General features: G+C 58.7%; 16 protein-coding genes. 5 read left to right on the forward strand and 11 right to left on the reverse strand.

What is annotated here, in order from left to right; all coding sequences use genetic code 11:
* Positions 1 to 4: 4 nt before the first annotated feature.
* From bluB to ACR0DB_RS18810, 6 genes are all read right to left on the reverse strand, one after another.
* Positions 5 to 640 (reverse strand): 5,6-dimethylbenzimidazole synthase, encoded by a 636-nt coding sequence (gene bluB / locus ACR0DB_RS18785; RefSeq protein WP_480552481.1) that lies wholly within the window; start codon positions 638 to 640, stop codon positions 5 to 7.
* A 12-nt stretch (positions 641 to 652) separates the two neighbouring features.
* Entirely contained in the window at positions 653 to 1042 is a 390-nt protein-coding gene (rpsP, locus tag ACR0DB_RS18790; protein ID WP_010437590.1) for a 30S ribosomal protein S16, read from the reverse strand.
* Positions 1043 to 1108: 66 nt separating this feature from the next.
* Positions 1109 to 1405: a chorismate mutase gene (locus ACR0DB_RS18795; RefSeq protein ID WP_480552482.1), complete on the reverse strand. Its 297-nt coding sequence runs from the start codon at positions 1403 to 1405 to the stop codon at positions 1109 to 1111.
* Positions 1402 to 1956: a GNAT family N-acetyltransferase gene (locus ACR0DB_RS18800; RefSeq protein WP_480552483.1), complete on the reverse strand. Its 555-nt coding sequence runs from the start codon at positions 1954 to 1956 to the stop codon at positions 1402 to 1404. The genes ACR0DB_RS18795 and ACR0DB_RS18800 overlap by 4 nt, the downstream gene beginning before the upstream one ends.
* Positions 1953 to 3458 carry a signal recognition particle protein gene (gene ffh / locus ACR0DB_RS18805; protein WP_480552484.1) on the reverse strand — a complete coding sequence of 502 codons (1506 nt, stop codon included), beginning with the start codon at positions 3456 to 3458 and terminating at the stop codon, positions 1953 to 1955. Before ffh ends, ACR0DB_RS18800 begins: the two co-directional genes overlap by 4 nt.
* A gap of 857 nt (positions 3459 to 4315) precedes the next feature.
* Positions 4316 to 5350 (reverse strand): hypothetical protein, encoded by a 1035-nt coding sequence (locus tag ACR0DB_RS18810; RefSeq protein WP_170787165.1) that lies wholly within the window; start codon positions 5348 to 5350, stop codon positions 4316 to 4318.
* Positions 5351 to 5535: 185 nt separating this feature from the next.
* Between ACR0DB_RS18810 and ACR0DB_RS18815 the strand changes: the two genes are divergently transcribed.
* The 5 genes from ACR0DB_RS18815 (at position 5536) to ACR0DB_RS18835 (ending at position 10748) form a co-directional block, all read left to right on the forward strand.
* Positions 5536 to 6078, forward strand: coding sequence for a PepSY domain-containing protein (locus ACR0DB_RS18815; RefSeq protein WP_214646854.1), 543 nt, complete (start codon positions 5536 to 5538; stop codon positions 6076 to 6078).
* 35 nt (positions 6079 to 6113) lie between these two features.
* The gene (locus ACR0DB_RS18820) at positions 6114 to 6773 is read left to right on the forward strand and encodes a response regulator transcription factor (protein WP_170775109.1); all 660 of its coding nucleotides are present in this window, start codon (positions 6114 to 6116) and stop codon (positions 6771 to 6773) included.
* Entirely contained in the window at positions 6773 to 8116 is a 1344-nt protein-coding gene (locus tag ACR0DB_RS18825) for a sensor histidine kinase (RefSeq protein ID WP_480552485.1), read from the forward strand. Before ACR0DB_RS18820 ends, ACR0DB_RS18825 begins: the two co-directional genes overlap by 1 nt.
* An 81-nt stretch (positions 8117 to 8197) precedes the next feature.
* Positions 8198 to 8575: a hypothetical protein gene (locus tag ACR0DB_RS18830; RefSeq protein WP_480552486.1), complete on the forward strand. Its 378-nt coding sequence runs from the start codon at positions 8198 to 8200 to the stop codon at positions 8573 to 8575.
* A 400-nt stretch (positions 8576 to 8975) separates the two neighbouring features.
* Positions 8976 to 10748: a Tad domain-containing protein gene (locus ACR0DB_RS18835; protein WP_480552487.1), complete on the forward strand. Its 1773-nt coding sequence runs from the start codon at positions 8976 to 8978 to the stop codon at positions 10746 to 10748.
* A gap of 72 nt (positions 10749 to 10820) precedes the next feature.
* On the opposite strand, the gene ACR0DB_RS18840 is transcribed toward ACR0DB_RS18835, so the two are convergent.
* Genes ACR0DB_RS18840 through ACR0DB_RS18860 form a run of 5 tightly spaced genes read right to left on the reverse strand, consistent with a single transcriptional unit; the run spans position 10821 to position 16623 of the window.
* On the reverse strand, positions 10821 to 11828 hold the full coding sequence (locus tag ACR0DB_RS18840) for an Ldh family oxidoreductase (RefSeq protein ID WP_480552488.1): 1008 nt from the start codon (positions 11826 to 11828) through the stop codon (positions 10821 to 10823).
* A gap of 13 nt (positions 11829 to 11841) precedes the next feature.
* On the reverse strand, positions 11842 to 12471 hold the full coding sequence (locus ACR0DB_RS18845) for a DUF3726 domain-containing protein (protein ID WP_480552489.1): 630 nt from the start codon (positions 12469 to 12471) through the stop codon (positions 11842 to 11844).
* Complete coding sequence (locus ACR0DB_RS18850) at positions 12468 to 14153, reverse strand: hypothetical protein (RefSeq protein WP_480552490.1); 1686 nt, start codon at positions 14151 to 14153, stop codon at positions 12468 to 12470. The genes ACR0DB_RS18845 and ACR0DB_RS18850 overlap by 4 nt, the downstream gene beginning before the upstream one ends.
* Complete coding sequence (locus tag ACR0DB_RS18855; protein WP_170791456.1) at positions 14150 to 15124, reverse strand: membrane dipeptidase; 975 nt, start codon at positions 15122 to 15124, stop codon at positions 14150 to 14152. The genes ACR0DB_RS18850 and ACR0DB_RS18855 overlap by 4 nt, the downstream gene beginning before the upstream one ends.
* Positions 15124 to 16623, reverse strand: coding sequence for an aldehyde dehydrogenase family protein (locus ACR0DB_RS18860; RefSeq protein WP_480552491.1), 1500 nt, complete (start codon positions 16621 to 16623; stop codon positions 15124 to 15126). Before ACR0DB_RS18860 ends, ACR0DB_RS18855 begins: the two co-directional genes overlap by 1 nt.

Below are 16623 nucleotides of genomic sequence, written 5' to 3' on the forward strand. Positions count from 1 at the left end.
GCGCCTATCGTACCTCGATCGGCAAGCTGTCGTTGCGGCATTCCCAGCCGACCTGTTCCAGTTCAGGCGAGTCCGATTGCGTTTCCGGCATGCCAACGCAGAAATAGCCGATCAGGCGCCAATCCTCGGGCACGTCCAGATCGCGCGCCATCTGGTCAGGGTCCAGAATGGACACCCAACCCAGCCCCAGACCCTCGGCCCGCAAGGTCAGCCAGAACAGGGTGATGGCCGAGACCACGGAATAGCGCCGCATCTCGGGCATCGTGCCTGCGCCCAGACCTTGCCCCTTGTCGGTGGTGTCGTCGCAGAACACGGCCAGTTGCACCGGGGCCTCTTGCATCCCCGACAGTTTCAGGCGGCTGTAGAGCTGCGCCTTTTCGTCGGAATACCCGCCCAATGCCTGCGCATTGGCGGTTTGAAAATTTCGCAGCGCCGCGTCGCGCGCGGGCTGGCTTTCGACGCGGATCACGCGCCAGGGTTCGCTGAGCCCCACCGAAGGGGCCAGCCGAAACGCGTCTAGGCAGCGCGTCAGCACTGCCTCGTCAATCGCGTCGGTGCGAAACCGACGCACATCGCGCCGGAGTCGCAGCAACAGGTCAAACTGCGCGCGAAAATCGTCGGTGAAAGTCTGATCCCGCACGCGCTTTCCTGCTTATTCTTCTGCAGCCGCTTCTTCAGCCGGAGCAGCAGCAGCTTCTGCCGCCTCAGCAGCCTTGGCTGCTTTTTCTTCGGCTCGTTCCTGGGCTTTCTTGCCCGGGGTGCCCTTGTTGGGGTTGTTGCGCTCGGCCTTGTCGCGGGCGCCAGCAGCTTCCAGCATACGAGCGATCCGATCGGTGGGCTGAGCGCCCTGATCCAGCCAGTACTGGATGCGCTCCATGTTCATTTTCACGCGCTCTTCGCTGTCTTTGGGCAGCAGCGGGTTGTAGGTGCCCAGTTTCTCGATGAAACGGCCATCGCGGGGCATACGGCTGTCAGCCGCAACGATGCGATAGAACGGACGTTTTTTCGAGCCGCCGCGGGCGAGACGAATTTTCATTGCCATGGTGGTATCTCCTTAAGATGGCGTGACCGGTCAAGGACCGGGTATTCTATGGGTGGAAACGACGGGTCATTCCTGATGTTTCCGGTGGTGTCGGATGACTTCCTGAATGATGAAATTCAGGAAAGCCTTGGCGAAGTCGGGGTCCAGATCGGCCTCTTTCGCCAGGTCTTCAAGCCGAGCGATCTGCGCAGCCTCGCGCGAGGGATCGGACGGGGGAAGGTCGTGTTGCGCCTTGAGCTTGCCAACGGCCTGCGTGTGCTTGAACCGCTCGCCCAGCGTGTAGACAAGGATCGCGTCCAGCCGGTCGATGCTTTCGCGATGTTCTTTCAGCAACGCGGCAGCCTGTGCTACGGGGTCGGTCATGCGTAAGCCTCCATGCCGCCATTCACCAGATCGGCGGGGGCGGGGTGCCGCCAAACTTCTGTCATGCCGAATTTCGGGTGGTCATAGTGATAGTCGAGCGTGGCCCCCAACCGGTTGGCCACGGCCTTGCTGGCGCGATTGTCGGGGTCGATCAGCGAAATCGCGGTGTCCCAGCCCAATACGTCATAGGCGTGAGCGCGCGCGGCCATTGCGGCCTCGGTTGCGTAGCCTTTGCCGGTGGCGTGGTTCATCAGGGTCCAGCCGATTTCCGGCTCGGGCCAGCCTTCGGGAAACCACAGGCCGACACGGCCCACATAGGTGCCGGTGTCTATTTGCTCAACGCTCCAGAACCCATAGCCCCGGATCGCCCAATGGCCAAGGATGCTGGCGACAAGCCGCCATGTCTCATCCCGCCGCAACGGGCCGCCAACGAACTGCGACGCTTCGCTGGCGAAGAACGCGGCATCCGCATCCAGATCAGCCTCGGAGGGCGCGCGCATAATCAGGCGCTCGGTCTCAAGCCGGGGGATATGATCGGCGATCAGGTTCACTTTTTCTTACCGAACCCGCTGAGGCCCGGAGGCAGAGCCATGCCGCCGCCCATGCCAAGCATGCCACCGGGCATTTTGCCCATGGCCTTTGCGGCCTGTTCCAGCGCCTTGGGGTCCATGCCTGCGGCCATGTCTTCGGGCGAGGGGCCGCCTTTGCCGAACATGCCCTTCATGGCCTGTTTCAGCATCTTGCCTTTGCCCATTTTGCCCATCTTTTTCATCATGTCCGACATCTGCCGGTGCATCTTGAGCAGTTTGTTGAGGTCGCTGACCTCCATCCCCGAACCGGCGGCGATGCGCTTCTTGCGGCTGGCCTGCAACAGCTGAGGGTTGGCACGCTCACGTTTGGTCATCGACTGGATCATGGCGATCTGCTGGCGCAGGATCTTGTCGTCCAGACCGGCCTGATCCATCTGCTTGGCCATTTTACCCATGCCGGGCATCATACCCATCATGCCCTGCATACCGCCCATCTGGATCATCTGCTCCAGCTGCATTTTCAGGTCGTTCATGTTGAACTGACCTTTGACCATGCGCTTCATCATGCGCTCGGTCTGTTCGATCTCCATCGTTTCCTGGGCTTTTTCGACCAGAGCAACGATGTCGCCCATGCCCAGAATACGACCAGCGATCCGGTCCGGCTCGAAAGTCTCAAGCGCGTCCATCTTCTCGCCCAGCCCGACAAACCGGATGGGCTTGCCGGTGACTGCGCGCATCGACAGCGCCGCACCACCGCGCCCGTCACCGTCCATACGGGTCAGGACCACGCCCGAGATGCCTACCTTGGCGTCGAACTCCTCAGCCACTTCCACGGCAACCTGACCAGTCAGGCCGTCGACGACCAGCAGGGTCTCGCGCGGGTCAACCACGTTGCGGACCTGCTCGACCTCGTCCATCAGGACTTCGTCGATATGCAGGCGGCCCGCGGTGTCGAGCATGTAGACGTCATAGCCGCCCAAAGTCGCCTGCTGTTTGGCGCGCTTGGCGATATCAACCGGCTTCTGACCGGGCACGATCGGCAGCGTGTCGACGCCTACCTGCGTCCCCAGAACGGCCAGCTGATCCATCGCCGCCGGGCGATAGACGTCCAGCGAGGCCATGAGGACCTTCTTGCCCTCTTTCTCTTTCAGGCGTTTCGCCAGCTTACCGGTCGTGGTCGTCTTACCCGAGCCTTGCAGACCGACCATCAGGATCGGCGCAGGCGGGTTGTCGATCTTCAGCTTGCCGGGGTCTTCTTCACCGCGCAGCGTGTCAACCAGCGCGTCATGCACGATCTTGACGACCTGCTGGCCGGGGGTGATCGACTTGGTGACGGCCTGACCGGTCGCCTGTTCCTGCACCTTCTTGACGAAAGCACGGGCGACGGGCAGCGAGACGTCGGCCTCAAGCAGGGCCACGCGAACCTCACGCAGGGCGGTTTTCACGTCTTCTTCGGACAGCGCGCCCTGTTTGGTCAGCCGGTCAAAGACGCCGGAAAGGCGTTCGGATAGATTTTCAAACATGCCTTCGGCCTCCTTAGCCGGTTATCTGGTGGCGCCTCCTAGATAGGATGCGTCGGTTAAATGCACAAACGCCCCCACGGGCGAAACTCGCTGGTGGGGGGCGATCCCTGAACGACTCAAGGGACCGGAAGATCAGACGCTTCCGGATGTTGCGGCGGGTGTTATCCGAGACGCTGCCGACTGTCAACTCGGGCTTGGGTTCACAGGGGTGGAGAACGGATGAATGGCTCGAAAACACAAGGATCTGACCCGAGGCGATTCGCGCGCCCTATTTGGTTTTGTTGCGATTTTCGCGACAACATTAACGCAAGCTGAACAATGTATTTGCTGTGTGTTCAACGGAAATCTGCATAATCGCGGCATCGATTCTTAACGAAAGTGAGTATTTACCCGAATTCATGCAAAGGGGAAACGCATGACAAAGTCTGCCATCCTGATTGCCGGACCTCGGACCACCGCTGCTAATCGGTCCCGGAATTTGGTTCAGCGTGACGGAAAAACACCGTGCGATAAGACGCGCGGAAACCGCTTTCCTCCGATTAACATTACACTGTCTTCTATCATCGATGAGATGCGGCTTATCGAGGCAAAAAGAAGCGTTCCGACAAAGTAGAACGCATCAGGACAAGACATACGGAATAGGTACGGTGAAAAGGGAAAGCCCGCTCAAAATAGAGCGGGCTTTTTATCGCGGCTAGAGTGAGAAAAGGTGCGCGATACCTGGTACTGGGCAGAACGTCGTGGGGTTCTGTGAATTTGTTCCGGGCCAGCCAAAGGCTCATGTAGGTGGATGAAATGGCTGGCCCGGCCCCCCATGCCTCCGTGAGTGTAAGGGCACCGAGATCGGTGATTGGGTCTTATTCGACTTCGGATACCTCTTCTTCTTCAAAAGGTTCCTCAACCGGGTCGAGACCCAACATTGCCCTTACGGTCGCTTCGACCTCATCCGTGACGGGTTTGTTCGCCGCAGCCTCCAACGCTTCACGTTCCAGTTCGGGCTGAGCCTCGACCTGTTCCGTCAGGGTGTCGACCGTTTCGACAGCGTCTTCATATTCCTCGGCGTCTGCGAGTTCTGTTTCAAGTTCGGACGCGGCCATCTGCGAGGCTTCAAGCGCCTCTTCAGCTTCCATAAGCTCATTTTCAAGCGCTTCCTTTTCGTCGTCCGGGGCATTTTCAAGTTGCTCGGTCAGATCATCCACAAGCGCTTGATCTTCCTCAACTTGTTGCTGAGCATCGGTCAGGTCGTTCTCAATGTCTTCGGTGGGGCGAGCAGGAGGTTCCAAGCCATCCAGGAATTCCTGGGCTTCTTCCAGTTCCTCGCTCAGTGCCTGACCGGCCAGAACCGTGTCACGGTAGGTGGCGATGCGACCCACACGTGAATTCGGCGATGCGTTTTGCAGGGCCGTCTCGCTGGCGTTGGCGGCGTTCAACGCGCCCAACTCGGACGGGTGCGCACCAAATTCAGCCGAAGCCTTGTTGCCCTTCTTGCGGCCCTTTGGTCGGACGGATTCCTCTACCTCGGTGGTTGAGGTCGTCGTGCTGGCCACGCGGGCGGATTTCTTTTTCGACTTGTTCCCGTTGAACAGCTCTTTCAGGGAAAAACCGCCACCGGATTTTTTCCCGGAGCTGCCGGACTTAGTTTTGCCGCGACCGGCATTGCCTTTGGCTTTTGCGCCATCACCTTTGTTGGCGTTGCCATTGCCGCCTTTATCGCCACCATTCCCGTTGCCGCCGCCATTCCCGTTGCCGCCACCATTCCCGTTGCCGCCACCATTGCCATTTTTGGCATAGGCCGCGTCAGGGACAGCAAGTGTCGTCACGATTGCGGTGGAGCCGACCAAAGCGACTGCGACTGCCGTAGCTTTCAGCAGGATGTTGGTTTTGGTCTTCATATCAGTCCTCACGGGTCATGTGTTTGCATCCATGTTTTCCGGCACGACAAACGCGCGACAGAATCACCCCACGACCTCATTTGAACTGATGCACCCTGAACACACGAAAAACCGTTTGTTCATCACTGGTTCACATAGAATAAATTAGGCTTTAGACCGCTTCGCGCGAGAACGAGTTGACAGTGATGAGACAGCTTTTGGCGACGGCATTTGTGGCGTCCCTTCTCCTGACTGGAGAAGGGCATTCTGCTGTGCGCGAACTCAAGCAGTCCGAATTGCGGCAAGCGACGCTTGTAGGCGGGGCGATTCGCCTGAAGAAAGTCATCAAGGGCGTTGAGAAGGTCTTTGGCGGCACCCCCGTGGATGCGCGCGCATTCAAGGATGACAAGGTTTACTACCGCATTCTGGTCAAAAAGCCGAACGGCCGGATCATCAGCGTGATCGTCGATGCTCAGACGGGCGCGGTTATTTCAAACGGGTCCAGTATCGGGCGGCAGATCAAAGAGGCAGCGAAGACTTCACCGGGCAATTCTGCAACGGCCAAGTCCAACGGTGCTTCCAATGCCAAGTCCAATAACGGCAACAATGGCAATAACGGGAACCGCGGAAATTCAGGCAACAATGGCGGCGGCAACAGTGGTGGCAACGGCGGTGGCAACAGTGGTGGCAACGGCGGTGGCGGCGGCAACGGTGGCGGCGGCGGAAATGGCGGCGGCAAGAAAAACTAGATGAATACGCAACTGAAAAGCTGTAAATTCGCGTTATGAGAGTACTTCTGGCAGAAGATGAGCCGCATCTGAGCGCTCAAATCAAGAGATTGCTGAATGCTGAAGGGCGGGTCGTGGACACCGCTCAAAACGGCTTGGAGGCCCTGCATCTGGGGTCGACCGAGCCTTACGATATGATCATTCTCGATATCGGCCTGCCTGAACGCGATGGTATCACAGTTTTGCGGGAATGGCGTGAGGCCGGGGTTTCGACGCCGGTTCTCATCCTGACTGCGCGCGATGGGTGGAGCGATCGGGTCGACGGGCTGGATGCAGGCGCGGATGACTATATGATAAAGCCCTTCCATATGCCTGAACTGGCCGCGCGGGTGCGCGCGATATTGCGCCGGCAAAGCGGACAGCTGAGCGCTGTCATCGAAATGGGCGATGTGGCGTTGGACACAAAGAACGGGCGGGTGACGGTCAAGGATGTGCCGGTGGACCTGACCGCGCAGGAAATCGCGGTTCTGACATATCTGTCGCACAATCGCGGACGGCTGATCTCACGCACCGAACTCTCTGAGCATATCTATGAATATGACGGTGATCGGGATTCCAACACTATTGCGGTTTTCATTACACGCCTGCGCAAAAAGCTGGGATCGGACCTGATCAAGACGGTACGTGGACGCGGCTATATGATTGACACGGACTGATGCTTTCCCTGCGTCAGCGCGCATTGCTGGGGGGGATCGCTTCTGGGGCGGTGTCGGTTGGCGTGGGGACTCTGGCAGTGTTTTCCTACATCAACTCAAGGGTCTCCGACCAGTTTGACACCGCGCTGCGGGATCGCCACACCCAGCTTGTGGTAGGGTTGAGCGTCACGACAGACAATCCCGATGCGCTTGGCAACCTAATGTTCGACCCGGCTTATGGCACACCGTTTTCCGGGCGCTATTGGCAGGTCACCGGTAGCGATGGGTCGGTATATACCTCGGCCTCGTTATTCGATGAAACGCTGGCCGAGCCCCGGGGCCTTCCCAACGCGCCTACCTTTTGGAACACGCAAGGCCCCGAAAATGAGGCCGTGCGCAGTATCTACCAGGAAATTTCTTACGAAGACGGAACGGTCTGGGGTGTCAGCGTGGCTGAAAGCCGCGAGGAATTGATGGGCGAACGGCGCGCGGCCCAGCGGAACCTTCTGCCGGTCTTTACGCTTGTCGGTCTCATCGGGGTGGCTGGGTCGCTATTCTTGATGTCGGCTATTCTGGGGCCGCTGCGCAAACTACGCACAGATGTGTCCCATCGCTGGGACACGGATGAGGGGTTGAAGCCGGATGACTACCCCGAAGAAGTCTCGCCGCTGGTTGAGGATCTCAATCAATTGTCGCGACGCAACCGGGACATCGTCTTCGGGTCGCGACGGCAGACCGCTGATCTAGCTCATGCCCTCAAGACTCCGACGGCCATATTGCGCAATGAACTAACCAGTCTTTCCGAACAAGGTGCCACGACAGACACGGCGCAAGAGGCACTGGACCGGATCGATGCGCAGCTCAGCCGCTCACTGGCGCGGATGCGTGCGATGAATACGGCCGAACTGACCCATTCCCGTACGGATCTTTCAAATTCGGTCGACCGTCTTGCGCGCTTGTTCTCGAGAATGACCGAACGGGAAGGCAAACAATTTCAAGTCACTCGCGAAACCGGATTATGGGTGCGCATGGACCCTCAGGATATCGAAGAGGTTCTGGGCAACCTGATGGATAACGCCGTTAAATGGTGCCAGAAGACTGTTCGGGTTGTGGCGCAGGTTAGAAAAGGCAACGTCGAGGTTCTAATCGAGGATGATGGGCCGGGCATCCCCGAGGACAACCGGCGCGAGGCCCTGCGCTCGGGCGGGCGGTTGGACACATCGGTTGCCGGCAGCGGGCTTGGTCTTGCGATTGCGGTCGATCTGCTGAACGCGTATGGGGCAAAACTCGACCTTGGCCGTTCAACGAGCCTGGGCGGGCTGAAGTGTCGTATCGTTATTCCGACGGGCTGGAAAAGACCTTAGATTGCGTCGGTTGGGTGCAATTAGGGCAAACGGCTTTTCTTAAGTAGTCTTGGCTCATTCTGATAGCTTGGAGTGGGGCATATGCGGATAACTTTGGACATCATTGAAAAAGGCACGGTCATAGGCGCGGCAATTGCTGCGGTCCTGCCGCTTTATCAATGGTATGATGAACGGACCGGTCGAGAGTTGGAACGTGTCTCCAGCTTGGTCATCGGAGGGCAGGCCTGTGCAGAATGGGTTATTTCTCATGATGTGCGGGCCACCGTGGATGTCCTGGAAAATGCGCCTGAGGATGTTGTGACGGCGGCGGTCAACCGCGCGGATTTTGCGTTGAATATGTCAATTTTGTGCGGAAAACTTCTGGATCATTTGCACATGGGGATGGAGAAACTGGACCTGTCCCGGGCCGAGGAAGAAGCCATGCGCTGGTCCGGTTTTCCGTATGAAGACGAGTACTGAGAGGCCAATTTTCACGGTAATTTTAGGCGTGTGTGTTGGCCGAGTGGAACTGTTGGACGGCAAGTCCTGACGTGAGGTGTCCGCGATGAAATTTCCAGGCTCGCGACTCGGAGGCCTAAAAATAAGGGAATGTGGCAAGGTTACCAAAGGTCACTCGGTCTGTTAATTTTCGGTCAGTGGTCCTCGTGCAAAGTGTCGTTTTCACGGATGTGTGATATCATATTGATTTTAAATATTTTTATTCGAATTCGTGACAGTTCCGTGTTTTCCACGTCACCCGCGCGTTCATTTTGAGTTAAAAATGGGTTCACCTCCGGTAACCCAAATAGCAACATTACGGCAAAATAGAGACAACTTCTTTGGGCATCTTATTCGCGAATAAGGATGTCTGGAGAAAGAAATGTTTAATCTGAATTCACGGAAGAAAGCCGTTTCAAAAACTCTCCGAAATTCGGTTGCGGATGTTGGTTGGTTTGCGAAACGCGAAGAAGGTGGTTTGACGATTTTCGCGTTGTTTGCCTTTTTTCTATTATTGGCTGCGGCGGGTATTGCCGTCGATGTAATGAACTATGAGCGCGACCGCGCGAAATTGCAGTGGGCTCTGGACAACGCTGTCCTCTCTGCCGCGAGCCTTGAGCAAACCCTCGATCCTGCCCAAGTTGTCGAAGCACATCTGGCGGCATCCGGTTTGGGCGAGTACGCAAGTTCGATTTCTGTTGAAGACAAATATCTGGACCGCACTGTCCGTGCCAGCCTGACATCTGGTTTTGACACCAATTTCATGCGGTTGAGCGGTGTTGAGACGATTTCATTGGGCGTGAATTCCGCCGCGCATGAGGCGGCACCGTGCACCGAGATTTCCATGGTTTTGGACATCTCAGGCAGTATGGGGAACAATCAACGCCTGACCCAAATGCAGACCGCAGCCAAAGCATTTGTCACAAAAACTCTGGAGCATAACAACGACCCAGGCACCGAGTGCGCGACCTCGGTCAGCGTTATCCCGTTTGCAGGTCAAACCAACCCAGGCTCGGTGATGTTCGAATACTTGGGCGGCGAGCGGTTTGGCACGACCACCGACGACGATTTCTTCCCGGAATGGAAGCAGGATATCTCGAACGTCGTGTTCTGGTTTGATACAGACGGCAATGCTGACCCCGATTTTTCCGTCAAGATCGACAGCTTCCCGGACAACGAGACCGATCTGTTCAACAAGGATGACGTCGACACGTACTATCACTATGTCCGGGACTTTATCATCAACAACTCGTCCCAGCTGCCTGAGAGTGCCGAACTGGTGGGTGCATCCATCAAGGGCGGGAAGCAGGAGACGATGTATTACAGCATTGACCGGACAACGACGGTCTATAGTGAGGCTTCGGGCCCAACCAAGTTCAATAACGTCGACATCGAGCTTCAGTATTCGGATTTCCACAGCTATGTGGGCAACATTCCGAACAATACCTCGTCTTGCCTGGAAATGACCTATTCGGATTTCCTGAATACAAGCCTGCCTTCAGGTTCGATCGATCAGACGCCCTATTTCGTGAACTGGGAATATGATGAGACTACCCAGAATTGGGGTTGGTGCCCGGAAGACGAAATGAGCATCCAATACGCCCAGAACGATGAAACCAAACTGCACAATTTCATCGACGGTCTGCGCCTGTTCGATGGAACCGGCACCAACTACAGCCTGAAATACGCGCTGGCCCTGCTGGACCCGTCAAGCCAGGATGAGTTTGCCTATCTCAGCCAAGCCGGGGAAGTTCCCGCCGAGTTCGCAAACCGCCCGCTGAGCTGGGATCACGAAAACAGCTCAAAGATCATTGTGATCATGACCGATGGACAAACCACCCCGCAGGTTCGCCCCGCCGATGAGATGGAAGAGGAAAACGGCCTGACGGAGCTGACTGCGCGTCCAAGTGAAGACTCGACCATCGCCTCGTCGCAGCTGACCAACCTGCAACTGTTCCAAGAACAGTGTGAATTGGCCAAAACGAAAGGTGCCGTTGTTTATACCGTCGCGTTCGAAACCACGGAGCAGGCCGCATCCGAGATCAGAACCTGTGCTTCGTCCTGGTCGCACTACTATGAAGTGACCGGTGAAGAGATCATCGACTCCTTCGTGTCGATTGCAGGCTCGATCCAGAAGCTGCGTCTGATCCAATAACCCAATGTGGTCGAGAACGAGAAAGGGCGCCAATATGGCGCCCTTTTTTTGTTCCGTCGGGGGTGTGCGGCGTTAGGCTAGGATAGCCTCGATCTTGTCCAAGGTCGCCGTGTTGACTGCGACGCCTTCGGTTTGGGCGGCAATGCGTTTTGCGCGCCGTCCGTCGCCCGGCAGATGCGCGCCGTCCTGAGAATGGATCGCGCCAACCAATGCACTGATATTTTCGGCAAACATGTCTTGCGCCGTAGCGACCGGGTCGATGGCGATAAAGAATTGACCGGTTTTGGGCGGCCCTCCGGCTGTGCCCGAGAATGGCGAAGCGTGAATGCCGAGCGTCGCGCCGGTCAGGGCTGCGGCCATGATCTCGGTCAGCAAAGCGATGCCCACGCCTTTGTAGCCCCCCGATGGGGCCATCGAGCCCTTGAGCCCGACATTGGGGTCCGTGGTCGGGTTCCCATCCGCGTCCAGCGCCCAGCCCACAGGGATTGGTTTGCCTTCGCGGGCATGTTTCATGACCTCGCTCTTGGCGATGGTGCTGGCGCTTTGGTCAATCAGAACGGCGGGCTGCCCATCTGTGCCGGGTACCGCGACCGAGAACGGGTTGGTGCCGATAACAGGCTTCGACCCGCCCGATGGCGCGATTGAGGCAGGTGCATTGGTAAAGCCCAACCCAACCAGACCCGCCTGCGCTAACCGGTGCGTGTGATAACCCAGGACCCCGCAATTATAGCTGTTTCGGATGGCCAGGGCCGCGATGCCCTGTTCCTTGGCGGCTGGGATGAGGGCGTCAAACCCCATGTCAATTGCGCTATGTGCAAACCCTGTTGCCGCGTCAACCGTGATCAGGCCAGAGCGAGGCCGGTCCAAGACGGGCTTTGCGGCACCGTCGACCTTTCCGCATTGCACATGTTCGCAATAGATCGGGATATAGGCCAGACCGTGGCTGGCCACCCCATCCGCTTCGGTTGCCGCCGTGGCAACGGCCAGCGGGCGGGCGTTGGCGTCGGTCGTGCCAGCGGCAACAAGGGCGCGAAAGGCCAGGTCTTCGATTTCGGTCAGGGTCAGAGTGCGGGTTTCCATCGTGTCGCTTTCATCAATCGTTGTCGGACAGGCCAGACCCGGCCCCAAGCAGACGAGAGGCCTCGGTCGCGGGGGCATAGGTGCGGTGGGCAAAACGGTTCAATACGGCCCATGCGACCGGATCGGGCACCGCGCGTGAGGCGCAGGCAGCGGGTGCGGTCAAGATTCCGCCAAGCGCGACCTTCACCAAAGTGGCGTCGCTGGGCAGCGCTGGGTTCATGGCCAGAGAAGGCCCATCTGTGACGACCTCAACGCCATCCACGGTGATTGTGACGGGCGTTTTCAAATTGCGCGCAATGTTCGCGGCGAATGGCAGCAACAGGGCAGGGGCGGCGACATTGGTCAGTGTGATTTCGCCCGTCCGCAGCGAGCCCATATGGTCGGACAAGGCTGCCCCGGTGGCCAGAGGGCAAAGGATTTCATCCCCGCGCCATTCGTTGCCCTGACATGCCGGGCGGTGCCGGCCCGGCGCATGTGCCAAGCCCCGGTCCAACAGATCGGCCAGAATCTGCGCGCCGTCCAGTCCCGCGGCACATAGCCAGCGGGTGGCCTTTCCGGCCTCTTCGGACAGGCCCCAGCCATAGCCCGCGCCGCGCGTGGCGCGTTTGGCGGTGGCCTCGACCTCGTTTAATGAAAAGCTCATGTCATTGCCCTTGGGTAGACCCAGTGATCAGCGGTATCTGCGGACAGATCCTCAGGGTAGGGGGCACCGGCATACATGCAAATCCGCACCCAACGGTCCGAGCGGGGATCGAAATGCGTGGCACCGAAGAACGAGAGTTTCGCTCGCAGCATGTCGATGGGCATGACATCCGCGCCGATCGTATTGTCGCGTATTTCACCATAGGGTGCGACCTGTCCCATCTGCGCGCGCCGGATCGTGTGGCGATGTTCGGGGTGCTGCGACAGAAACGCTGCAATGTGTGTGGTGTCCGGCCAGTGGGACAGGGCGTCATAGGCCGTTGCCGCATCGCGGGCCGGGGCCAAGGGTTGTTCGTATTCCGCGATGGGCTCTTCGAACCGTTCGCCAAGGCGGGGTTCCAGCTTTTCTTCGGACACGTACCAGGCGCGGGCGCAGTTGGCCTGCGCTTTCCAATCAAGATCAAGCGCCCAGTCAAAACTCTGCCGGATCAGCGCGCGAACCTGTGCGACGCTCATATTGCCGTCGATCACCTGCGCCCCGGCGTTGCTGTCGGCCATGCAATCGACCAAACCGTCGACCAGATCGCCGTAAGGTTCGAGGATCAGCGAGGCGAGCAATTCCTGCCCCTCTTCACTCAGATGATCTTCGGACCAGCGGATCAGGGCGTCCCAGGGAAGGTTTTCGGTCAGGTCGCGCTGGGCCAGTTCGGCGGTGAGCGTGTCCAGATCAGCCCTGAGCACGGCCAGCTTGTCGATTTGAACGAGATGATCCGAGCGCCACCACGACACCGACAGCTTGCTGCGTTCGAAAATCGCGCGGAACTGCGCGATGCGGTCAGGTGTGGCTTGGGGCACGGACCGCACCCGCGCGATGGCCTCTTCGCGAACCATGATCCAGTTGTTGAACAGCACGGGATGGTTGACGATGAAGGGCGCCATGCCCAGACCGGTCGAATTGCCGATGCCCAGCCATTGCGCAATCGTCGGGTCCAGACTAGCGGTTTGGTCGCCCCCTTTGGCCTGCGCCATGTGCTGCACCAGATCGCGCACGAAGGTGCGGGTCAGATAAACCGACAGCATCTCGGTTTGGAAAGGGGCGCTCAGTTCCGGGCGGTCGGCAGTTTTCTCACGATCAGCCGCCCCGAACTTGCCCGATCCATAAACAGCCGTGGTGCGCATCAGGTAGCCCACCTGATAGATCTGCTCGGGGTCCGGCTGTGTGCCTGCTGCCAGCGCGTCGACCACATGCGCCCAAAGCCGGACCGAACGGTTGGCGCGAGACAGAGACAACTCGCTTTCGCTGATCCGCCCGGCCTCTTGCAAGGGGACGTTTTGAGACAGGCGGTCAATGTCTTCGGTCGTGGGGATGCCATCGAACAGGGTAAATGTGGCGTCCCAAGCCTCGGCTATCACGCGGTCGGAGCGTTGCTCGGGCGGCAGGTCATGAGCGAAAGCAACCAGTGAATAAGCGCGTTCAGGGCCGTGCGCGGTATAGACCGCATGACCCACCCCGTTCGTGTCGATGTCAAAAACGGGCCGGGTAAAACGCCAGTTCTCGCGGGCCATCCGCCGGGTCAATTGCCGCATGAAACTAAGGCGACATTGGTGCAGCGACCCCAATCGCGACAGTCGCATGACCTGCGCGGGGTCTCGGCGTGCAATATCGCGGTGCAGATCGATCATGCGCGTGGTCCGAAGTTTTCAGCAAAGAAACGATACCAGTTGCCGCCCATGATACCTGAGACCTCATCTTCGTTCATACCCACGGAACGTAGTCCGGATTCGATATTCCCAAAATCGCGGTTGTCCTGAAACCAGTTTGGCATGGGCGGAAAACCGGGCGCCGAAGCCGAGCCTTCGCCATAGTCGATTTCTTTCGTCCAGCGCCCGACGCGCATCCACTCGACCACGCTGTCGGGTTGGTCCTGACACAGGTCAGTGCCGATCCCCAGATGTTGGACTCCGTATTTGTCGGCGGTGCGGGCGATCATCTGACAGAAACTATCCAGCGTGCAGGCGGATTTGTCTTTCAGATGATGCGGATAGACCGAAAAGCCGAGCATCCCGCCATTTTCCGTCACCGCGCGGATCACTGCGTCGCGCTTGTTGCGCAGTGCCGGCGACCAGTCATGCGGATTGGCGTGAGTGATGGCGATGGGACGCTCGGACAGTTCAGCAGCCTCGATTGTGGATCGGTCAGCCGAGTGACTCATATCCACGACAAGGCCGACGCGGTTCATCTCTTTGATCACCTGCTTGCCCATGCGGGTGATGCCGGTATCTTCGGCCTCATAGCAGCCGGTGGCCAGCAGGGATTGGTTGTTATAGGTCAACTGCATGAACCGGGCACCCAGATCGTGCAGGATTTCGACCAGACCGATATCGTCTTCGATGGGCGAGGGGTTCTGAAAGCCGAAGAACACCGCCGTCCGCCCGGTTTCGCGCGCCGTGTCGATGTCGCTGGCCCACCGACCCTTCATGATCAGGTCGGGGAATTGCTCGAACCAACGGTTCCACTTTTCAAAGTTCAGGACGGTTTCGCGGAAGTTCTCATGATAAGAGATGGTGACGTGGATTGCATCCACGCCACCTTCGCGCAGTTGCCGGAAAATCTTTTCCGACCAGTTGGCATATTGCAGCCCGTCGATACGCATCAGACCGGCGTCCCGGCGCTGATATAGGCGGTTTTGACGGTGGTGTAGAACTCAGCTGCCGCCTTTCCCTGCTCACGCGGGCCATATGAGCTGTCGCCGCGTCCGCCGAAGGGTACGTGATAGTCGGTGCCCGCTGTCGGCAAGTTCACCGTGACTACGCCAGTGCGCGCGTTGCGGCGGAAATGGGTGGCGCGGGCGAGGCTTTGGGTCACGATGCCCGAAGTCAGGCCGAATTTGGTGTCGTTGACGACGCTCAGCGCCTCATCATAGCTGCCGACCTTGATGACGCTGGTTAGCGGCGCGAACATTTCTTCGCGGTTGATGCGCATGTCGTTGGTGGTGTTCAGGAACACTCCGGGCGACATGTAGAACCCGTCATGCGGCATCTCCAACCGCGCGCCGCCACAGGCCAGCTCAGCGCCCTCAGACTTGCCCAGATCGACATAGGCGAGGTTTTCCTGCAACTGCTGCTCGCTGACAACCGGCCCCATCTGAGTGCCGTCTTCCAGCGCGTGCCCGACCTTCATGGCTTGTGTGCCGGCGACCAGTTTCTCGACGAACGCATCATGGATGCCCGCATGAACGACCAGCCGCGACGAGGCAGTGCATTTCTGCCCGGTGCCGCCAAACGCGCCACCCAGCGCCAGTGTTACCGCCAGGTCCAGATCGGCATCGTCCATCACGGCCAGCGCGTTCTTGGACCCCATTTCCATCTGTACCTTGGTCAGGTTCTGGATGGCCGCTGCCGCAATCCCTTTGCCCACCGGCACCGACCCGGTGAATGAAATCGCGTTCACCTTGGGGCTTTCCACCAGACGCTGCCCGATGCTGCGCCCCGAGCCCATCATCAGGCTGAACAGGCCCTTGGGGATGTCCTGACGTTCAATGATCTCGGTCAGGGCTACGGCCGAGGCCGGGGTGATGTTCGCAGGCTTCCATACGACGGCGTTGCCGTAGCACAGCGCTGGTGCAATCTTCCACGAGGCGGTCGCGGTGGGAAAGTTCCATGGGCTGATGATGGCGACAGTGCCCACGGCCTCGCGTCGCACGTCAATCTCAACGCCGGGTCGAACGCTGTCGGCATTCTCACCGATCTGGCGCAGGCACTCAGCGGCGTAGTAGGTAAAGAACTGACCGGCGCGATAGACTTCACCTTTGCCCTCGGCCAGCGGTTTGCCCTCTTCGCGGGACAAAAGCGTGCCCAGCTCTTCCGCGCGGGCCATCAATTCATTGCCGATGGCGTTCAGAATGGCCTGTTTGCGTTCGGGCAGGTAAGCGGCCCATTCGGCCTGAGCCAGACGCGCCTGATCCAGTGTCGCCTCAAGCTGATCCGTGCTGGCCTGCGTAAAGATGCCGACCAGATCGCTCAGATCCGAAGGGTTGCGGTTTTCGATTTCAGAATCACCCGCCAGCCATTCGCCAGCGATCAGGTTCAGTTTGGTCACAATGCGCCCCAGAGCAAAATAAGAGTCGCGCTTAGGATGGCTTTTCCGCTGCAT

Source organism: Ruegeria sp. AB6, from assembly GCF_056542685.1.